Source organism: Martelella mediterranea DSM 17316, assembly GCF_002043005.1.
GTDB lineage: Bacteria > Pseudomonadota > Alphaproteobacteria > Rhizobiales > Rhizobiaceae > Martelella > Martelella mediterranea.
On the sequence record NZ_CP020330.1, the window covers coordinates 903,696 to 920,402 of the forward strand.

General features: G+C 64.0%; 16 protein-coding genes. 2 read left to right on the forward strand and 14 right to left on the reverse strand.

What is annotated here, in order from left to right; genetic code table 11:
- Window positions 1-16: 16 nt before the first annotated feature.
- From Mame_RS04110 to Mame_RS04120, 3 genes are read right to left on the reverse strand one after another with little or no spacing between them, the layout of a single operon-like run.
- Entirely contained in the window at window positions 17-379 is a 363-nt protein-coding gene (locus Mame_RS04110) for a helix-turn-helix domain-containing protein (RefSeq protein ID WP_018065302.1), read from the reverse strand.
- Window positions 376-933, reverse strand: a complete 558-nt coding sequence (locus tag Mame_RS04115; RefSeq protein WP_018065301.1) for a Smr/MutS family protein — start codon at window positions 931-933, stop codon at window positions 376-378. The genes Mame_RS04110 and Mame_RS04115 overlap by 4 nt, the downstream gene beginning before the upstream one ends.
- Before the next feature lie 43 nt (window positions 934-976).
- Complete coding sequence (locus Mame_RS04120) at window positions 977-1,678, reverse strand: Tim44/TimA family putative adaptor protein (RefSeq protein WP_018065300.1); 702 nt, start codon at window positions 1,676-1,678, stop codon at window positions 977-979.
- 172 nt (window positions 1,679-1,850) lie between these two features.
- Here Mame_RS04120 and Mame_RS04125 point away from each other — a divergent pair, with 172 nt between their 5' ends.
- Both Mame_RS04125 and secB read left to right on the forward strand, forming a co-directional pair.
- On the forward strand, window positions 1,851-2,375 hold the full coding sequence (locus tag Mame_RS04125; RefSeq protein ID WP_018065299.1) for an FxsA family protein: 525 nt from the start codon (window positions 1,851-1,853) through the stop codon (window positions 2,373-2,375).
- Window positions 2,376-2,480: 105 nt separating this feature from the next.
- Complete coding sequence (gene secB / locus Mame_RS04130; RefSeq protein ID WP_018065298.1) at window positions 2,481-2,966, forward strand: protein-export chaperone SecB; 486 nt, start codon at window positions 2,481-2,483, stop codon at window positions 2,964-2,966.
- Window positions 2,967-3,067: 101 nt separating this feature from the next.
- Here the strand turns inward: secB and Mame_RS04135 are convergent, their stop codons facing one another.
- The 11 genes from Mame_RS04135 to betB form a co-directional block, all read right to left on the reverse strand.
- A complete protein-coding gene (locus Mame_RS04135; protein ID WP_026173561.1) occupies window positions 3,068-4,504 on the reverse strand; it encodes an aldehyde dehydrogenase family protein in 1,437 nt (478 codons plus the stop codon).
- Between the two features lie 26 nt (window positions 4,505-4,530).
- Window positions 4,531-5,595, reverse strand: coding sequence for an ABC transporter ATP-binding protein (locus tag Mame_RS04140; RefSeq protein ID WP_018065296.1), 1,065 nt, complete (start codon window positions 5,593-5,595; stop codon window positions 4,531-4,533).
- A gap of 42 nt (window positions 5,596-5,637) precedes the next feature.
- Window positions 5,638-6,345, reverse strand: a complete 708-nt coding sequence (locus tag Mame_RS04145) for a GntR family transcriptional regulator (RefSeq protein ID WP_018065295.1) — start codon at window positions 6,343-6,345, stop codon at window positions 5,638-5,640.
- A gap of 38 nt (window positions 6,346-6,383) precedes the next feature.
- On the reverse strand, window positions 6,384-7,238 hold the full coding sequence (locus Mame_RS04150; protein WP_018065294.1) for a carbohydrate ABC transporter permease: 855 nt from the start codon (window positions 7,236-7,238) through the stop codon (window positions 6,384-6,386).
- Complete coding sequence (locus Mame_RS04155; protein ID WP_018065293.1) at window positions 7,235-8,176, reverse strand: carbohydrate ABC transporter permease; 942 nt, start codon at window positions 8,174-8,176, stop codon at window positions 7,235-7,237. Before Mame_RS04155 ends, Mame_RS04150 begins: the two co-directional genes overlap by 4 nt.
- 84 nt (window positions 8,177-8,260) lie before the next feature.
- On the reverse strand, window positions 8,261-8,725 hold the full coding sequence (locus Mame_RS04160) for a hypothetical protein (RefSeq protein WP_018065292.1): 465 nt from the start codon (window positions 8,723-8,725) through the stop codon (window positions 8,261-8,263).
- A 7-nt stretch (window positions 8,726-8,732) separates the two neighbouring features.
- On the reverse strand, window positions 8,733-10,331 hold the full coding sequence (locus tag Mame_RS04165) for a GMC family oxidoreductase (protein ID WP_018065291.1): 1,599 nt from the start codon (window positions 10,329-10,331) through the stop codon (window positions 8,733-8,735).
- Between the two features lie 31 nt (window positions 10,332-10,362).
- The gene (locus Mame_RS04170; protein ID WP_033410350.1) at window positions 10,363-11,589 is read right to left on the reverse strand and encodes a mandelate racemase/muconate lactonizing enzyme family protein; all 1,227 of its coding nucleotides are present in this window, start codon (window positions 11,587-11,589) and stop codon (window positions 10,363-10,365) included.
- A 178-nt stretch (window positions 11,590-11,767) separates the two neighbouring features.
- Complete coding sequence (locus tag Mame_RS04175; RefSeq protein ID WP_155122189.1) at window positions 11,768-13,114, reverse strand: ABC transporter substrate-binding protein; 1,347 nt, start codon at window positions 13,112-13,114, stop codon at window positions 11,768-11,770.
- A 220-nt stretch (window positions 13,115-13,334) separates the two neighbouring features.
- Window positions 13,335-14,948, reverse strand: coding sequence for a choline dehydrogenase (gene betA / locus Mame_RS04180; protein WP_418287797.1), 1,614 nt, complete (start codon window positions 14,946-14,948; stop codon window positions 13,335-13,337).
- Between the two features lie 294 nt (window positions 14,949-15,242).
- Window positions 15,243-16,706: a betaine-aldehyde dehydrogenase gene (gene betB, locus Mame_RS04185; RefSeq protein ID WP_018065287.1), complete on the reverse strand. Its 1,464-nt coding sequence runs from the start codon at window positions 16,704-16,706 to the stop codon at window positions 15,243-15,245.
- Between the last annotated feature and the right edge of the window lies 1 nt (window position 16,707).

The window sequence follows — 16,707 nt, forward strand, 5'->3', positions numbered from 1 at the left end:
CGAGACCGGGAATGCCTCAGCGTTTCAGGCGCTTTTGAAGAACGGCCTCCAGTTCCGCCACCGCATCCTCATCCAGCCGGCCGATACTGCGCGACAGATGGTTGGCGAAGGCGGTGTGGGTGGAGGGTAGGCCGATCGTGTCGATCACGACGCGCGGATCGGACTGGTCGGCGATTTCGAAAAAAGCCTCGGCATCGTCCCAGATGATGTGGAAATAGCCGGCCACCCGCTGCAGGAAATCGAAGCTCGGCTTGCCGCGCCGTCCGTGTTCGAGCGCCGAGAGATAGGCAGGCGAAACGCCGATCGCCTCGGCCATCTGCTTTTGCGTGACGCCGCGTTTTGCCCGCAATGCGCGCACGGCATCGCCGAAGGGGGTCATGCCGCTCCTCCCTTCCGGCGCGAGAGACGGACATAGAGCGCGCCCTCGCCTCCATGGTGTCGGGCGGCGGTCTCATAGGAGGAAATCAGGGGGCGGAAATCCGGCAGAGAGAACCACAGCGGCACGGTGCGTTTCAGCACGCCGTCGCTGCCAAGCGAGGCCCCCTTGCCGGTGATCACCAGAATGTGGCGATGGCCGCGCTCATGGGCGCGGCGCAGAAAGGAGAGCAGCAGCGCATGCGCCTCGTCCTGAAACAGGCCGTGAAGATCGATGCGGGCATCGATGCCGATGCGCCCGCTGGCGAGCTTTCTTTTCACCGGCCGCTCCAGCGGATGGTGGCGCGGTTCCTTTGGCTGCCGGAGCGCAAGCGGCGAGACACCGGCGCGCGGCGGTTCGGCCTTTATGGGTGCGGGCGCCTTCGGGCTCATCATTTCCGCGAAACTCTCGGCGGACGGCTCGGGCCTTTCCGCCTTGCGGCCGGGAAGCGGCCGCGCCGTGCGGGCCACCTTGTTCCACAATTCGCGTTCCTCGGACGAGAGCTTGCGCCGGCTCATCAGTCGAACTCCCGTCAGGCGGCAGATGCCGCCGGATCAAAGCTTATTCGGAAGCCGTGGCGATCAGCTTCCAGTTCGGATCGCGCGCCTTGGTGTCGCGGGCGAAGGTCCAGAGATCCCGGATTTCCGCGATTTCCTCGGGGTCGCCGTCGACGACCTCGCCATCCTTGCCATAGGTGGCCGAGATCATCTGGCTGACGATACGGAGCGTGATCCGGGCTTCGGTCTTTTCGACCTCGGCCTCGGTAATCTCGGCCTTTTCGATGCCCACGAAATTCGCCCGCACCGTTTCGCCCTTGGCCTCGCGCTCGCTGATGGCGGCGTTGAAGCCGTCATAGACCTCCTTCGACAACAGGTTCTTGAGGCTGCGGCGATCACCCTCGGCAAAGGCCATCACGATCATTTCATAGGCCGAGCGCGCGCCCTTGAGGAAGGCGTCGGGATCGAACTGCGGATCGGCCGCGGCAATCGCCTGGAGGCCGGAATTGACGTCGCTTCCCGCCGGCGCGATCTTGTCGATCGCCGCCTTGCGTGCGGCTTCCTGTTCCTTCTCGACGCCCGGCAGCGTGATCACCTTGCCCTCGCCGCGCCCCGGCTCCAGCGCATCGGTGCGCGAACGCACCGGCGTCTGCTCGTAGCGCGGCTTTTCATTGCCGGTGCGCCGACCGAGAACGTTGCGGAGCTGGAAGAAAATCACCACAGCCGCAATCAGGAAGAAGAGGGTTATCAGATCGCTTGTGCCCATTTCGTCGTACCCGCCGCTTTCCTTGTTGTTTTCCTATCCCCATATAGACTTCACAGGGCCATGATTCAAATGTAACACATCGGATTATCAAGCGCATTTCCCATGGGCCGCGAAAACGGAAAGAAAGCCAGAAAAAACAAGCTGGAAAAGACAAGCCAGACAGGAAAACGACTTGCCGCTTCTTATTGCCATCATTCTCTACCCGTTCGTTGAAATCGCGGGCTTCATCATCGTCGGTCGCGCGATCGGCCTGTTTCCGACGCTCGGCCTGATCATGTTGACCGCCGTGATCGGCGCGATCCTGCTGCGCATCCAGGGCTTCAGCGTGCTGCAGAGGCTCAACCAGGATGTCCGCGACGGCGGCAATCCGGGCCGCGATCTCGTGCATGGCGGCATGATCGTGCTGGCGGGTATCCTGCTGCTGCTGCCCGGTTTCGTCAGCGATCTCTGCGGCTTCCTGCTGTTTATACCGCCGCTTCGCGATTTCGTGTGGAAGCGGATGAGCCGCAACATGGTTGTGGTTTCGCAGCGCTCCGCCGGGTTCAGCTACACGACGCGCGAGCCGCCGCGCCGCGAAGGCCCGCGCGAGGGGCCGAAAGTGGTCGATCTCGATGCAGACGATTTCTCCCACGACCCGGACCCGAATTCGCCCTGGGCAGGCAAGGGCAAGCCCGACGACGATGATAAGCCGAAATAGGCCGCAATGCGGGCCTTCAAGGCCCGAACGCCGGGGCGAAAGGGTTGTACGCCCGCCGACGAGATGCTAATTCGCACACAACGAAATCACTCGAAAGGACGCGCAATGGCCGAGGAAAACGGGGCGGCGGAAAAGAAACCGAGCCCATCGCTGAGCATTCTCACCCAGTACATCAAGGATCTTTCCTTTGAAAATCCGGGAGCTCCCGCCTCGCTGCAGAAGCGCGACGCCCAGCCTGCGATCAACATTTCCGTAAACGTCAATGCCAACCCGCTCGGCGACGATAATTACGACGTGCTGCTGTCGCTGAAGGCGGAAGCCAAGTCGAACGACAAGCCGATGTTCCTGTGCGAACTGGTCTATGGCGGCGTATTCCGCGTGGCCGGCTTCCCGAAGGAGCATGTGCTGCCGATGCTGTTCATCGAATGCCCGCGCCTGCTGTTCCCCTTCGCCCGCCAGATCGTCGCCGACGCCACCCGCAATGGCGGCTTCCCGCCGCTGCTCGTCGACCCGATCGACTTCGCGCAGATGTTCCAGAAGCGCATGGCCGAGGAACAGGCCCGCGCCAAGGTCCAGCAGCCGGCCAACTGATCGGCGGAGCACTTCCTGAATTGAAAAACCCGGTCGCGAGGCCGGGTTTTTTGTTGGGTACGCTCCTTGGCGACGATGGTGGCCGAGGAGCGTCGGCCCGGCTACGACGACCAGCCGGAGACCGATTTCACGGTCATGTATTCCTCCAGTCCCCAGATGCCGCCCTCGCGCGCGCCGCCCGAATGGCCGACGCCGCCGAAGGGCGATCCGGCGCCACGCGGCTGGCCATTCATCTCGACCATGCCGGAGCGCAGCAGCCGCGCCAGCCGGTTGCGCCGCGCGCCATCGCCGCTCTGGACATAATTGGTGAGACCGTAGCGGGTGTCGTTGGCAATCGCTACCGCCTCTTCCTCATCGGCAAACGGAATGATGCTGAGGACGGGGCCGAAAATCTCCTCGCGCGCGATGGTCATATCGTTGTCGACATCGGCGAACACAGTCGGCTGGACGAAATAGCCGCGGTTGAAGCCGGCCGGCAGGCCGGTCCCGCCCGCGACCAGCCGCGCGCCCTCGCGAATGCCGGTATCGATCAGATCCTGGATCTTGTCGAACTGCCCCTTGGAAATGACCGGTCCCATATGCGCGCCCTCGGCCGATGACGGGCCGACCGCGATCGCACTGGCCGCCGCGCGCGCCTTGTCCACGGCGGTCTCGTAGACCGAACGCTCGACCAGCATCCGGGTTGGCGCGTTGCAGTTCTGGCCGCTGTTGATGAAGCATTGGCGCACGCCGCGCGCGACGGCGTCCTCGTCGGCATCGGCAAAGATGAGGTTGGCGCCCTTGCCGCCCAGTTCCAGCGCGACGCGTTTGAAACTGTCGGCCGCGCCGCGCATGATGCTGGCGCCGGCGCGAGTCGACCCGGTAAAGCTGATCATGGCGACATCGGGATGCTCGACGAGCCGCGCGCCCGCGGTCGCGCCGTCGCCCTGAACAAGGTTGAAGACGCCGGCGGGCGCGCCGGCCTCGTGAATGATCTCGGCCAGCAGGTTGGATGACAGCGGCGCGAGTTCCGACGGTTTCAGCACCATGGTGCAGCCGGCAAGAAGCGCCGGTATGACTTTCAGCGCGACCTGGCTCATCGGCCAGTTCCACGGGGTGATCAGGCCGACGACGCCGATCGGCTGCATCAGAATGCGGTCATCCGGCGCATGCGGCCCGAGCGGCCTTACGAAATCGAAATGCTCCATGGCGGTGAGAAAACTGGTCATGTGGCGCAGGCCGGCCGCCGCCTGACGAGCGCGGGCAAGCTCGATCGGAGCGCCCATTTCCTGAGAGATGACGCGCGCCATCTCTTCGCTGCGGCCGGCATAGATATCGTGGATGCGCCTGACGAGCGCGATCCGGTCGGCCGGATCATTCGCCGCCCATGCCGGAAAGGCGCGTTTGGCGGCCGCCACCGCGGCATCGACCTCGGCTTTTCCGGCAAGCGCCACCGTGCCGAAGGGCTGTTCGGTGGTGGCGTCGATCAGCGTATGGCTCGCTGTCGAAGCGGATGGCGTCCAGCGACCATCGATATAGAAATTGCTGAGTTCAAGCATGGCTTGTTTCCCTTCCTTTGGCGCGGTCATACCGGATCTTCCAGCGCCAGTTCCGGCACCGGCGCGGCGTCGAAGAAATGGATCGAATCGACATGAAGATGGATGGTGTCGCCCGGCTCCGCATCCGTGCGCCCGCGCACCAGGATGCGGATCACCTCGTCGGCAAGCCGGGCCGTGATCTGGGTTTCGGAGCCCGTCGGCTCGACAATCGTGACGATCGCCGGCCAACCGCTTTCGGCAAGCGCGAAATGCTCGGGCCGGACGCCGACGGTGACGCGCTGCCGCCCCTTCGGATCGGCGGCGGGCAACGGCAACACCCGCCCGTCGGCAAGCCTGAGCCCGTTCCCGGCGACCATATCGCCCTGCAGGAAGTTCATCGGCGGCGAGCCGATGAAGGCCGCGACGAACAGGCTGGCCGGCTTGTCGTAAAGCTCCAGCGGCGGGCCTTCCTGCTCGATCACGCCGCCGTTCAGAACCACCACCCGATCGGCAAGCGTCATCGCCTCGATCTGATCATGGGTCACATAGATGGTCGTGGTCTTCAGCCGCTGATGCAGCTCCTTGATCTCGGAGCGCATCTGCACCCTGAGCTTGGCATCGAGATTGGAGAGCGGCTCGTCGAACAGGAAGACATTGGGATCGCGCACGATCGCGCGGCCCATGGCGACGCGCTGGCGCTGGCCGCCGGACAATTGCCGCGGCTTGCGCTCAAGCAGGGGCTCGAGCCCGAGAATGCGCGCGGCATCGCCGACGCGCCGCTCGATCTCCGGTTTCGGCACCCGCCGTTGTTTCAGCGCGAAGCCCATATTGTCGCGGACATTCTTGTGCGGATAAAGCGCATAGTTCTGGAACACCATGGCGATGTCGCGATCCTTCGGGGCGACATGGTTGACCACGCGGTTGCCGATCACGATGTCGCCGCCGGTAATGCCTTCAAGGCCGGCGATCATTCTGAGCAGGGTGGATTTTCCGCACCCGGAAGGACCGACCAGCGCGACGAATTCGCCATCCTCGATATCGATCGAGACGCCGTGCAGCACCTCGACGGCACCGTAGGACTTGCGCACATTGCGGATTTGAACCGTACCCATTCCAAAACTCCTCCCTTTGCCGCCCCTTCCGGCACGGCTGATTTATGGCGCGGAAGCGCGGCGGCCTTCGGCCCGCCGGTTCGCACCCTTGGCCGGCGCAGCCTCGATCAGGTCGATCAGGAAATCGCCGGTGTTCTTTTCGTGCTGGTTCACCAGCGCGGACGCAGCGGTGAAATTACCTTCGCGCAGCCGGTCGCGGATGGCCTTATGCTCCTCCAGGGCATCGGCGAGCCGCCCCGGCTGCGGCGGAATGCCATGGCGTTGCGCCGACATCAGGCCATGCATGTTCTCGAGCAGCCTGCGGCACCAGGGCGATTCCGGGTTGTCGCAGAGCAGCAGGTGAAACTCGTAGTTCTTGGCCCCGAACAGGTCGAAATCCTCGGTTTCCAGCGCCGTGGCCGAGATCGCGATATTCTCGTCGATCTTCGCCAGCCGCTCGGCGTTGAAGTTTCCAGCGCCAAGCTCCACCGCGAGCCCGCAGATCAGGCCGCGCAAGGCGCTGATCTCACGGATCTGCTCGGCGCGCAGGCCCTGCACCACGGCGCCGATATGGTTCTGCACCTCCAGCCAGCCATCGGAGGCCAGGCTGCGGATCGCCTCGCGGATCGGCGTCTCGCTGATGCCGAGCGCGAGCGACACTTCCCGCGTGGTGATCCTGTCGCCCGGCCCGACCGTTCCGGAAAGCACCATCTCCTGGATATGCTGCCGGGCGTGTTCGGCCTTGGTCATGTAGGTCTTGGGGTGGTCCATGGTTTCCGTCCAGTTCCGGTTTTGAGGCTCCGGCGCAATTATCCCTTGGTCGCGCCGTCCGCCAAGCCCTTGATCAACCACTTCTGCACCAGAAGGGCGAAGATCACCACCGGAACGACGGTGATCGTGCCGACGGCGGTGAGCGCGCCCCAGTTTGCGCCGTTGACCGTGTCGCCCGCAATGCCGGCGATCGCGACCGGTATGGTCGAGGCGTTGCGGTTGGTGAGCACGAGGGCGAACAGCAGTTCCTCCCAGGCGAGGATCATGCTGAAGATCAGGGTCGACAGCAGGCCGGGCAGTGAGATCGGCAGGATGATCTTGAAGAAGGCGCCATAGCGCGAGCATCCGTCGATCATGGCGGATTCCTCAAGCTCCTTCGGCAGCGACAGGAAGAAGCTGCGCATCAGCCACATCACATAGGGAATCAGGAAGGTGCTGTAGGCAAGGATCAGGGTGATGTGCTTGTCGGTCAGCCCGAACTTGCGCGCGACCAGGAACATCGGCACCGCCAGCGCGATCGGCGGCACGCCACGCGACAGCAGGATCAGAAGCCCGATCGTGCCGGCCCCGCGCAGCCGTATGCGGGCAAGCGCGTAACCCGCCATAGTGCCGACCACGATCGACAGCAGCCCGGATCCGGTGGCGACGATGACGGTGTTGATCAGCCGCCGGACGATATCGGCGCGCGCGATATATTCCTTGTAGGTCGCAAGTGTCGGCGTGAAGAAGAAGGTCGGCGGATTGGTGAAGATATCCACCTGCTGCTTGAACGAGGTCAGCACCATCCAGTAGATCGGAAACAGGAAGAACAGGCTGACGATGATGGCGGCGGCGATCCGCAGCCTGTGCCCGAAGGCGCCTGCGGGCGCTGACGATGAGACGGGGGCGCTCAAAACAGTTCCTCCAGTTTGCGGCTGCCGCGCAGGAAAATGCCGGTCAGCACCATGGTCAGGATCAGCACGATGACGGCCATCGCCGCCGACTCGGCAAAGCGCAGCGAGCGGAACGCCTCCTCGTAGATGAACAGGTTGATGACGTTGGTGGCCTTGCCCGGCCCGCCATAGGTGGCGGCCAGCACGATGTCGAACATCTTCACCGCGCCGAGCCAGCGGATGACGAAGGTGGCCGCGATCACCGGCACCAGCAGCGGCACGGCGACGGACCAGAGCGTGGACCACCAGCCGGCGCCGTCGATCTTGGCGGCCTCGAACACATCCTTCGGCAGGGCAAGCAACGCGGCGGTGGCGATCAGCACGATGAACGGGGTCCAGCGCCATGTGTCGATGATGATGACGGAGGCCATGGCGAGCCTGGCGTCGCCGAACCAGTCGAGCGGGCCGAGGCCGACAAGGCCGAGCCAGTAATTGGCAATACCCCAGAGCGGATCGAGGATCATCCGCCACATGCCGCCGGCGACCACGGGGGCGACCACCATGGGAATGATGAACAGCGCGCGCAATATGCCCCGGCCCCACCATTCGGCATTGATCAGATAGGCGATGCCGAAGCCGAGCACGACCTGCAGCGGCAGGGCAATCACCAGATAGATCAGCGTGACCTTCAGCGATTCCCAGAACCGGTAGTCGCCGATCACCTCGCGGTAATTCTCCCAGCCGACCCATTGATCGGCGCTGAAGCTCGCAAGATCGAAGGAGGAGAAGCTGATCTCGATCGTGTAGAAGATCGGATAGGCCAGCATGACCACCAGCACCAGCATGCTCGGCATCAGGAACGACCAGCGGGTCAGAAGGTCGGCAAGCGCATGCCGCCGGGCATGGCGCGCGGCCCCGCCGCCTGCGGCATCGCGGCGCGATACGGTCTCTGTCGTCATCCCGGTCTCCTCCCTCATGCTTCCTCGTCCTTTCCGCCCGTCATCCGACGGGGTCTTTCTCGCTGTCGCCGCGGCGCGCTTCGTTCAGGGCGCACGCCAGATCGGCCCGCGCGCCCGCACGGGATCAAGCAGCGACAAGTCCCCTTCCTCCACCGCATAGCCTTCCGGAAACGGCGGACGGACCTCGATGCCGATCGATGCCATGACCCGGTCATCGCGATAATAGCAACGCGCAGTCACGGCCTCGATGACGCTGGCAAGTGCGGGCTCATCGGCGCGAAATTCCTGCAGAACCGCCGCCTGTTCCGCGCGCGAAAGCGCCGCGAAGCCTGCTCCGGCGCGCGTCTCGACCGCTGCGAGCGCCTCGGCGAGCGCCTGCCGGTCGCGGCCGACCGAGCGTAGGATATCGGCATAGATCGCCGGATCATCGGCGCCGGGCACGCCGTGGCGCGCGCTTGCCGGGATCATGTGCCCGACGATCGCAAGCAGCGTCCCGTCGTTATCATCGAAGGGCGGGGTTTCCGCCTGGTCTGTCATCGTCTGTGTCATGGCCGGTTCAATCGAAAAGCTCGTAGAGGCGGGTCTTGATCTGATCGGCGACATAGAGCGCCACCGCCTGGATCGTCGAGGTCGGGTTGACGCCGCCGGAGGTGACGAAAACGCTGCCGTCGACGATGAACAGGTTCTTCACATCGTGGCTGCGGCCCCATTCGTTGACGACGGAGCGCTCCGGGTCCGTGCCCATGCGGGCGGTCCCCATCAGATGCCAGCCGGCATAAGGCAGCGGCGCGCGGGTGGTGATGTCGCGCGCGCCGGCGGCCTTCAGGATTTTGACGCCGCGTTCCACCGAATGGTCGAGCATCAGGCGCGAATTCTCGCTCAGCCGGTAGCTGATCTTCGGCGCGGGAATGCCGTTTGCGTCCTTGAGATCGGGATCGAGCGTGACGCGATTATGCTCCTCGGGCAGATCCTCGCAGATCGCCAGCATGCCGGCGCTGTGGCCGAACAGGCGGCGGAAGGCATCGTGATGGTCCTCGCCCCAGGGCAGCAACCCATCCGCCATGCCGGTCGTCGCGGTGCGGACTGGGCCCATGCCGCGCGAAAACTGATAGCAATAGCCGCGCACGAAGCCGCGCGCCGCTTCGGTCTCGTAGAACTCATGGCTCCAGATGCAGATCGGCGAGCCGCGATGGCCATCCATCGGCTGGTCGAAATGGCCGCGTATCTGGGCATAGGGGTGGAGCATCAGGTTGCGCCCGACAAGGCCGCTGGAATTGGCGAGGCCGTTCGGAAAGCGGCCGGACGCCGAGTTCAGCAACAGGCGCGGCGTACCGATGCCGTTGCAGGCAAGGATCACGATCTCGGCCGGCTGGAAATGCTCCTTGCCGTCCGCGTCGAAATAATGAGCGCCCGTCGCCATGCCATCCGGACCGGTCTCGATCCGGCTGACGCGACAGCGCGGCCGTATCTCGACGCGCGCGCGCTGCGCCTCCGGCCAGTAGGTCAGATCGGTCGTGCCCTTGGCGCCCTGGGCGCAGCCGGAGCCGCATTGCCCGAGATTTATGCAGGGCGCCCGGCCCTCATATTCGCGCGTCGCGATCGCCGCATCCGACGGCCACCAGTGCCAGCCGAGATCGTTCAAGGCCTTGCCCAACACCTGACCCGTGCGGCCAAGCGGGATCGGCCCCATGACCTGATCTTTCTCGGGATAGGCCGGATCGCCCGCCAGGCTGGCAACGCCCATCATTCGGTCGTTGAGGGCGAAGAAAGGTTCCAGCGTCTCGTAGTCGATCGGCCAGTCATCGGCGACGCCATCCAGACTACGGACCCTGAAATCGGAGGGGTGGAGCCGGGGATAATGCCCGGCATAGAGGATCGTGCCGCCGCCGACGCCATTGAAATTGGAGATCTTGATCGGCGAATCGTCGTCATTGACCGGGTAGTCGGCGGAGAGCCGCCGCCGGTTGGGGCTGAGGGCGAAGTCCTCCGTCAGGCGCGCCTCCCAGTCCCGCCCGTTGCTGGGGAAGTCGGAGGTGTTCTGCCAGTCCCCCTGATCCAGGCACAGGATACGCATCCTGGTATCGGCCAGGCTCCAGGCCATGGCCGCGCCGGACGCGCCGGCGCCGATGATCAGGACATCCACTTTCTCATTCATGATCGAAGCCCGGGCCTCCCCTCAACCGCCATTATACCGAAAGCTTCGAGGCTTCGGTACGCTGCCACATGCCAGCACCCGGAACCGGCGGATGGTCGGCAAGCGCCGCCTCGATCGGCTCCGTGCCCCAGCCCGGCCTGTCGGGAAGGATGAGATAGCCGTCCTGGAATTCCGGCAGGTGGGTGAAGATTTCCGCATCCCAGCCGATCCGGTCGATATCGGTTTCCATGATCGCCAGGTTCGGCACCGCCGCGCAGAAATGCGCATTCATCATCGTGCAGAGATGACCATAGAAATTGTGGCAGGCGACATTGGTCTCGTAGGCCTCCGCCGCGGCGGCGATCTTCATCGACTGCCAGACGCCGTTCCACGGCGTATCGATGATCGCGACATCGACGGCCTGGGCGCGGAAGAAGGGCAGGAACTGCTGCAGCCCGATCAGGGTCTCGCAGGAGGCGATCGGGTGCCGGCTCTGCGAGCGGATATAGGCCAGCGCCTCGGGATCGAGCGTATCGAGTTCGACCCAGAACAGGTCGAGGTCGTCGATTTCGCGCAGGATCTTCAGATAGCCGTCGGTCTTGGCGTTGAAATTGAGATCGAGCAGCATGTCGATGTCGGGACCGGCCTCGGCGCGCATGACCTCAAGGTGACGACGAAGGCCCTCAAGCGTCTTGCGCTCGACATTGCGCCCGGTCTCGTAGGGACGGCCGAAGCCGGGCGACCAGGGCTCGATCTTATCCTCGGCGTCATAGCGGAAGATATTGGTCTTGAGCGCCGAAAATCCCTTCTCGCCGACTTCGCGGGCGATCTGCTTCACGCCCTCGATATCGGTGATGCCGGGCGAGAAATGCTGCGTGCGGGTGCGATAGGAAACGCAATGCGACCAGTAGACCCGGATCCTGTCGCGCACCTTGCCGCCGAGCAGGACATGGCAGGGCACATCCAGCGCCTTGGCCTTGATGTCGAGAAGCGCATTCTCGATCGCTCCCAGCGCCTGGCCGACCACGCCGCCGGAACCGGGCCGGGTGACATTGCGCAGATCCTCGCGGATATGCTCGTGAAGCATCGCGCTCTTGCCGATCATGCGCGGCGCGATCTGGTTGATCGCCGCGCCGACGCCAGGCGAGCCGAAATACTCGTCGAACTCGCTCCAGCCGACGATCCCGTCCTCGGTGGTGATCTTCAGGAAATTGTAATTGCGCCAGGAATTGCTGCAGGACAGCGTCTTGACGTCACTGATTATGGCCTTCGTTGGCATCATGGTCCTCAGTCGGTATGGGCGCGGATGACTCCGACCCAGGCATTCGATGCCGAAAGCATCGACACGATCGCGATTGCACCGCGTCTCCGCCGGCAAAAGCTGTTGTAAAATTCTGGAAGGTTGGCGGCAGATGCGGGAAGGGCCCGCATCCGTCTTGTCTGCTTGGCTGAACGGCCTAGTTCAGCACCCTGGAGATCTTCTTGGAGGCGGTATCGAGCGCCTCCTGCGGGGATGCCTGGCCGGCAAGCGCGCGGGCCACTTCATCGGCAAGCACCTGCTGGGCGGCATCCGATTTCGGGCTGCGGATGCGCCACATCTTGCCCTCTTCGGCAACCTCATAGGCGTTCTGCAGTGTGGCATAGACCGGCGCCAGCCAGGGTTCGCTCGGCTCTCCGGAAAGCGTCGACTTGCGGGCCGGGAACGAGCCGACCAGCGCGGCATTGACGCTTTCGCCCTCCTTCGAGGTCAGCCACTGGAGGAAGGCCCAAGCCGCCTCGGGATGTTCCGTCTTGCTGCTGATGCCGGCAATCCAGATGCCGCGATGGGTGCCGGCGCGGACATCGCCGACCGGAAGCACCTGGATACCGATCTCATCGGTGGTGAGCGTCGTCGACTGCGGGTCGACTGCGGTCGACTTGTAGACGCTGCCCCAGGTGATCATGTTTGCGACCGCGCCCTGACGGAAGGCCTGGAGCGATTCCGAGAAGCCGTGGCTGAGGCCGCCGGGCGGCGCGTAGTCGAGCAGGCGCTTGTGAGTTTCGAGTGACGCGACGCCGATATCGTTTGCAAAGGCGGGATTGCCGTCATCATCGAGCAGGCTGCCGCCATTGGCGTTGAGGATCGACTGCCAGATGGTCGGCGTCAGCGGGTCGCGCACGAAATAGGTATCGATCGCCCAGGCATCGACCTTGCCGTCGCCATCGGTATCCTGAACCAGCTTCGGCGCATTCTCGAAAAACTGCTCCCAGGTGAGTTCCGGCGTCGGCTCGGGCACGCCCGCCTTGTCGTAGAGCGAGCGATTGTAGAACATCAACAGCATGTTGGAGCGGACCGGAACGGCATATTGGACGCCCTGCCATTCGCCGGCGGCAAGCGGCGCGGCGTTGAAATCGGCCCAGTCGTAATCCGCGTCGGTGATCGCGGCGATCTCGTCTCCCTTGAGATCCATCAGTGCGCCGATCGAGGCGAGCTGCGGCACCCACGGGTCGTCTGCCAGCAGGATATCATATTCCGGATCGGGGCTGGTGGCATCGAGCATCATCTTGGCGAGCAGTTCCGTATAGGGAACGCCATCGATGCGGACCTCGACATTCGGAAACTTCTTGTTGAATTCCGGAACCAGAATGGTCTGCCAGGTATTGGCGAATGCCTCATTGGCCATGATCTTGATTTCGACCGGGTCGCCCGGCGAACCGAGGCCATCCTGCGCCTGGGCCAGCCCCAGTGGCATTGCCGCCAGCACCAAAGACGTGGCCATCCCCTTGAGCACGCGCCTCCTCGCGGCGCGCTGTCCTTTTATCATGCCTTTCACGACTTACTCCTCCTCCGCGTTGCATGTTCTATATTCTATAGAATATTGAAATTGCGTTCGTCAAGCGCCCGCGGAACGGGTTTTCCGCAATCGCTGAATGGTCACGTCACGACGGAGCCGGGCGCAGGGAGACACAAACCGAACGCCCCTTATGAGCGCCCAGGATCTGAGATAATTTTGTAAAATCAGTAAGGTAAGCGGCGGTGCCGGCCTATCGGTCCGACGTTTGCCGGCGCGGGTTCATCCATGGCTCGGCGTTTTCGGGCGCAAGCGGGTGGCGGCCGAGGATGTGGTCGCTGGCCTTTTCGCCGACCATGATCGACGGCGCGTTGAGATTGCCGTTGGTGATGCGCGGGAAGATCGAGCTGTCGGCAACGCGCAAGGCTTCAACGCCGATGACCCGGCATTCGGGATCGACCACCGCCATCGGATCGCTGGCTGAACCCATCTTCGCCGTGCCGCAGGGATGGTAGGCGCTTTCGGCATGCTCGCGGATGAAACCGTCGATCTCGTCGTCGCTCTGGACGTCGGCACCGGGCTGGATTTCCTTGCCGCGATAGGGATCGAAGGCGGGTTGCGCGAAGATTTCGCGGGTCAGCCGCATGCAGCGGCGGAAATCGGCCCAGTCTTTCTCATGGCTCATATAGTTGAACACGATCCTCGGGTCTTCCGCCGGATCAGCGCTCTTCAGCGTGATTTCACCGCGGGACGGCGAGCGCATCGGCCCGACATGGGCCTGGAAGCCGTGGCCTTCCGCCGCCGCCTTGCCGTCATAGCGCACCGCCATCGGCAGGAAATGATACTGGATATCCGGATAATCGACGCCGGCCGCCGAGCGCAGGAAGGCGGCGCTTTCGAACTGGTTCGAGGCGCCGATGCCGTTCTTGAAGAACAGCCATTGCGCGCCCGCCAGCGCCTTGCCGAACAGGTTCCAGTGCTTGTAGAGCGTGATCGGCTGGGTGCTGGCCTGCTGGATATAGACCTCCAGATGGTCCTGCAGGTTCTTGCCGACGCCGGGACGGTCGGCGACCACCGGAATATCATGCTCGGCGAGTTCCGCCGCCGGGCCGATGCCGGAAAGAAGCAGCAGTTTCGGCGTGTTGATCGAGGAGGCGGCGAGGATGACCTCGCGGCGCGCCCTGACCGTTTCAACCCTGCCGCCGCGCTCGATCTCGACGCCGATGGCGCGGCCGTTCTCGATGATCACCTTGCGGGCGAAGCAGCGGATCAGGTCGAGGTTGTCACGCTTCAGCGCCGGCTTCAGATAGGCGTTCGCCGCCGACCAGCGCCGCCCTTTCCAGACCGTCTGCTCCATCGGTCCGAAGCCTTCCTGCTTCTCGCCGTTATAGTCCTCGGTCAGTTCGAAACCGGCCTGTTTTCCGGCCTCGACAAAGGCGTGAAACAGCGGGTTCTTGCGCGGGCCGCGGGTGACATGCAGCGGGCCGGCATTGCCGCGCCAGGACGGATCGCCGCCATGGCCGCTGTCATGCCAGTTTTCCATGCGCTTGAAATAGGGCAGGACATCCGCATAACCCCAGCCGGCAGCGCCGGTTTCCGCCCAGTGGTCGAAGTCCATCGCGTGGCCGCGCACATAGACCATGCCGTTGATCGAGGACGATCCGCCGATCACCTTGCCGCGCGGGGTGGCGAGCCGCCGGTTGCCGAGGTTGGGCTCCGGCTCGGAGCTAAAACCCCAGTCATAGCGCTTCATGTTCATCGGATAGGAAAGCGCCGCCGGCATCTGGATGAACGGCCCGATATCCGTGCCGCCATATTCCAGCACCAGCACCGAATATTTCCCGTCCTCCGACAGACGATAGGCCATCGCCGCGCCCGCGGAACCCGAACCCACGATGACAAAATCTGCTTCAGCCAATTTAGACCCTTTCATTGCCGCGGTGGGCGAGTGTTTCACAGCCACACCGCTTTCAATCACCATCCTCCCCTTTATCTCCGCGTCATCCTCGGGCTTTTGACCCGAGGATCCATGCTGCCTCCGCCCGTATGAGTGGATCCTCGGGTCAAGCCCGAGGATGACGCCGAAGGAGAAGGCGGGCGTCCATCACAAAAGGAATCACGGGGAGTGCGACAATTGCACCGCCCGGCAGCGCCTCACTTCTCAATACGGGCTATCCACCCCGCCCAACGCCACATGCACCGTCTTCACCTGCGAATAGAACTCCATCGCCGCCCGTCCGTTCTCGCGGCCAAAGCCCGAATGCTTCACGCCGCCGAAGGGGATTTCGACGGGGGTCAGGTTATAGGTGTTGATCCAGCAGATGCCGGCCGCGAGCCTGCCCGCAACCCGGTGCGCGCGGGAGATATCCTTCGTGAACAGACCGGCGGCCAGGCCGAATTCCGTGCCGTTGGCGCGTTCGATCACCTCGTCCTCGGTGTCGAAGGCGAGCACGCTCATCACCGGGCCGAAGATTTCTTCGCGCGCGATGGTCATGTCATCGGTCACGTCGGCGAACACGGTCGGTTCGATATAGCTGCCGTTTGCAAAGGCCTCACCGCCCGGCACGCCGCCGCCGATGACAAGCCGCGCGCCTTCCGCCTTGCCCTTTTCGATATACCCCATCACCTTTTCGCGTTGGCCTTCGGAGATCAGCGGGCCGAGATGGGTGTCGGGATCGAGCGGATCGCCGAGGCGGATCGCCTTGGTGCGCTCGGCAAGCCGGGTCAGGAATTTTTCCAGAATCGATTTCTGCACGAACACGCGGGTGCCGTTGGAGCAGATCTGGCCGGTGGAATAGAAATTGCCGAGCATCGCGCCGCCGATCGCGTCTTCGAGATCGGCATCCTCGAACACCACCAGCGGCGACTTGCCGCCAAGCTCCATCGTCACATGGCGCATGCCGGAGGCGGCCGCGGCGTAGACCTTGCCGCCGGTCGGCACCGAGCCGGTCAGCGAGACCTTGGCAGTATCCTTGTGCGTGGCAAGCGCCGCCCCGACATCGCCGAAGCCCTGAACCACGTTGAACAGCCCCTTCGGCGCGCCGGCCTCGATGAAGATCTCGGCGAGCTTGAGGGCGCAAAGCGGCGTCATTTCGGAGGGCTTGAACACCATCGCATTGCCGCAGGCAAGCGCGGGCGCCGCCTTCCAGCAGGCGATCTGGGTCGGATAGTTCCACGCCCCGATGCCGACGCACACGCCAAGCGGTTCGCGCACCGTATAGGCGAAGGCATTGCCCAGCGGCACGCTCTCGCCGGACAGCGAGGCGGCTTGCGCGGAAAACCATTCGAGGCTGTCCGCCCCCGAACTGGCGTCGGCCACCAGCGTTTCCTGTATCGCCTTGCCGGTGTCGAGGGTTTCGAGTTCCGACAGCGCTTCATTGCGCACACGGATGATATCGGCGGCGCGGCGCAGCACCCGGGCACGTTCGACCGGCAGCCATGACGCCCATTCCTGCTGGGCGCGGACGGCCGAGGCCATCGCCTGATCGATGATCGCCGGCGTTGCGCTGTGGAGCTTGGCGATCACCTCGCCGGTCGCGGCATAGCGGCTTTCGAACGCCTTGCCGGCCGCGTCCTCCACATAGGCGCCGTCGATGAAATGGCTTGCTTTCGGCTGAGCCCGCATA

What these genes read in the sequence shown, in the direction of transcription:
- Mame_RS04110 (WP_018065302.1), bottom strand. Translation starts at nt 379, where the DNA reads ATGACCCCCTTCGGCGATGCCGTGCGCGCATTGCGGGCAAAACGCGGC.
- Mame_RS04115 (WP_018065301.1), bottom strand. Translation starts at nt 933, where the DNA reads ATGAGCCGGCGCAAGCTCTCGTCCGAGGAACGCGAATTGTGGAACAAG.
- Mame_RS04120 (WP_018065300.1), bottom strand. Translation starts at nt 1,678, where the DNA reads ATGGGCACAAGCGATCTGATAACCCTCTTCTTCCTGATTGCGGCTGTG.
- secB (WP_018065298.1), top strand. Translation starts at nt 2,481, where the DNA reads ATGGCCGAGGAAAACGGGGCGGCGGAAAAGAAACCGAGCCCATCGCTG.
- Mame_RS04135 (WP_026173561.1), bottom strand. Translation starts at nt 4,504, where the DNA reads ATGCTTGAACTCAGCAATTTCTATATCGATGGTCGCTGGACGCCATCC.
- Mame_RS04140 (WP_018065296.1), bottom strand. Translation starts at nt 5,595, where the DNA reads ATGGGTACGGTTCAAATCCGCAATGTGCGCAAGTCCTACGGTGCCGTC.
- Mame_RS04145 (WP_018065295.1), bottom strand. Translation starts at nt 6,345, where the DNA reads ATGGACCACCCCAAGACCTACATGACCAAGGCCGAACACGCCCGGCAG.
- Mame_RS04155 (WP_018065293.1), bottom strand. Translation starts at nt 8,176, where the DNA reads ATGACGACAGAGACCGTATCGCGCCGCGATGCCGCAGGCGGCGGGGCC.
- Mame_RS04160 (WP_018065292.1), bottom strand. Translation starts at nt 8,725, where the DNA reads ATGACACAGACGATGACAGACCAGGCGGAAACCCCGCCCTTCGATGAT.
- Mame_RS04165 (WP_018065291.1), bottom strand. Translation starts at nt 10,331, where the DNA reads ATGAATGAGAAAGTGGATGTCCTGATCATCGGCGCCGGCGCGTCCGGC.
- Mame_RS04170 (WP_033410350.1), bottom strand. Translation starts at nt 11,589, where the DNA reads ATGCCAACGAAGGCCATAATCAGTGACGTCAAGACGCTGTCCTGCAGC.
- Mame_RS04175 (WP_155122189.1), bottom strand. Translation starts at nt 13,114, where the DNA reads ATGATAAAAGGACAGCGCGCCGCGAGGAGGCGCGTGCTCAAGGGGATG.
- betA (WP_418287797.1), bottom strand. Translation starts at nt 14,948, where the DNA reads ATGGCCTATCGTCTGTCGGAGGACGGGAAATATTCGGTGCTGGTGCTG.
- betB (WP_018065287.1), bottom strand. Translation starts at nt 16,706, where the DNA reads ATGCGGGCTCAGCCGAAAGCAAGCCATTTCATCGACGGCGCCTATGTG.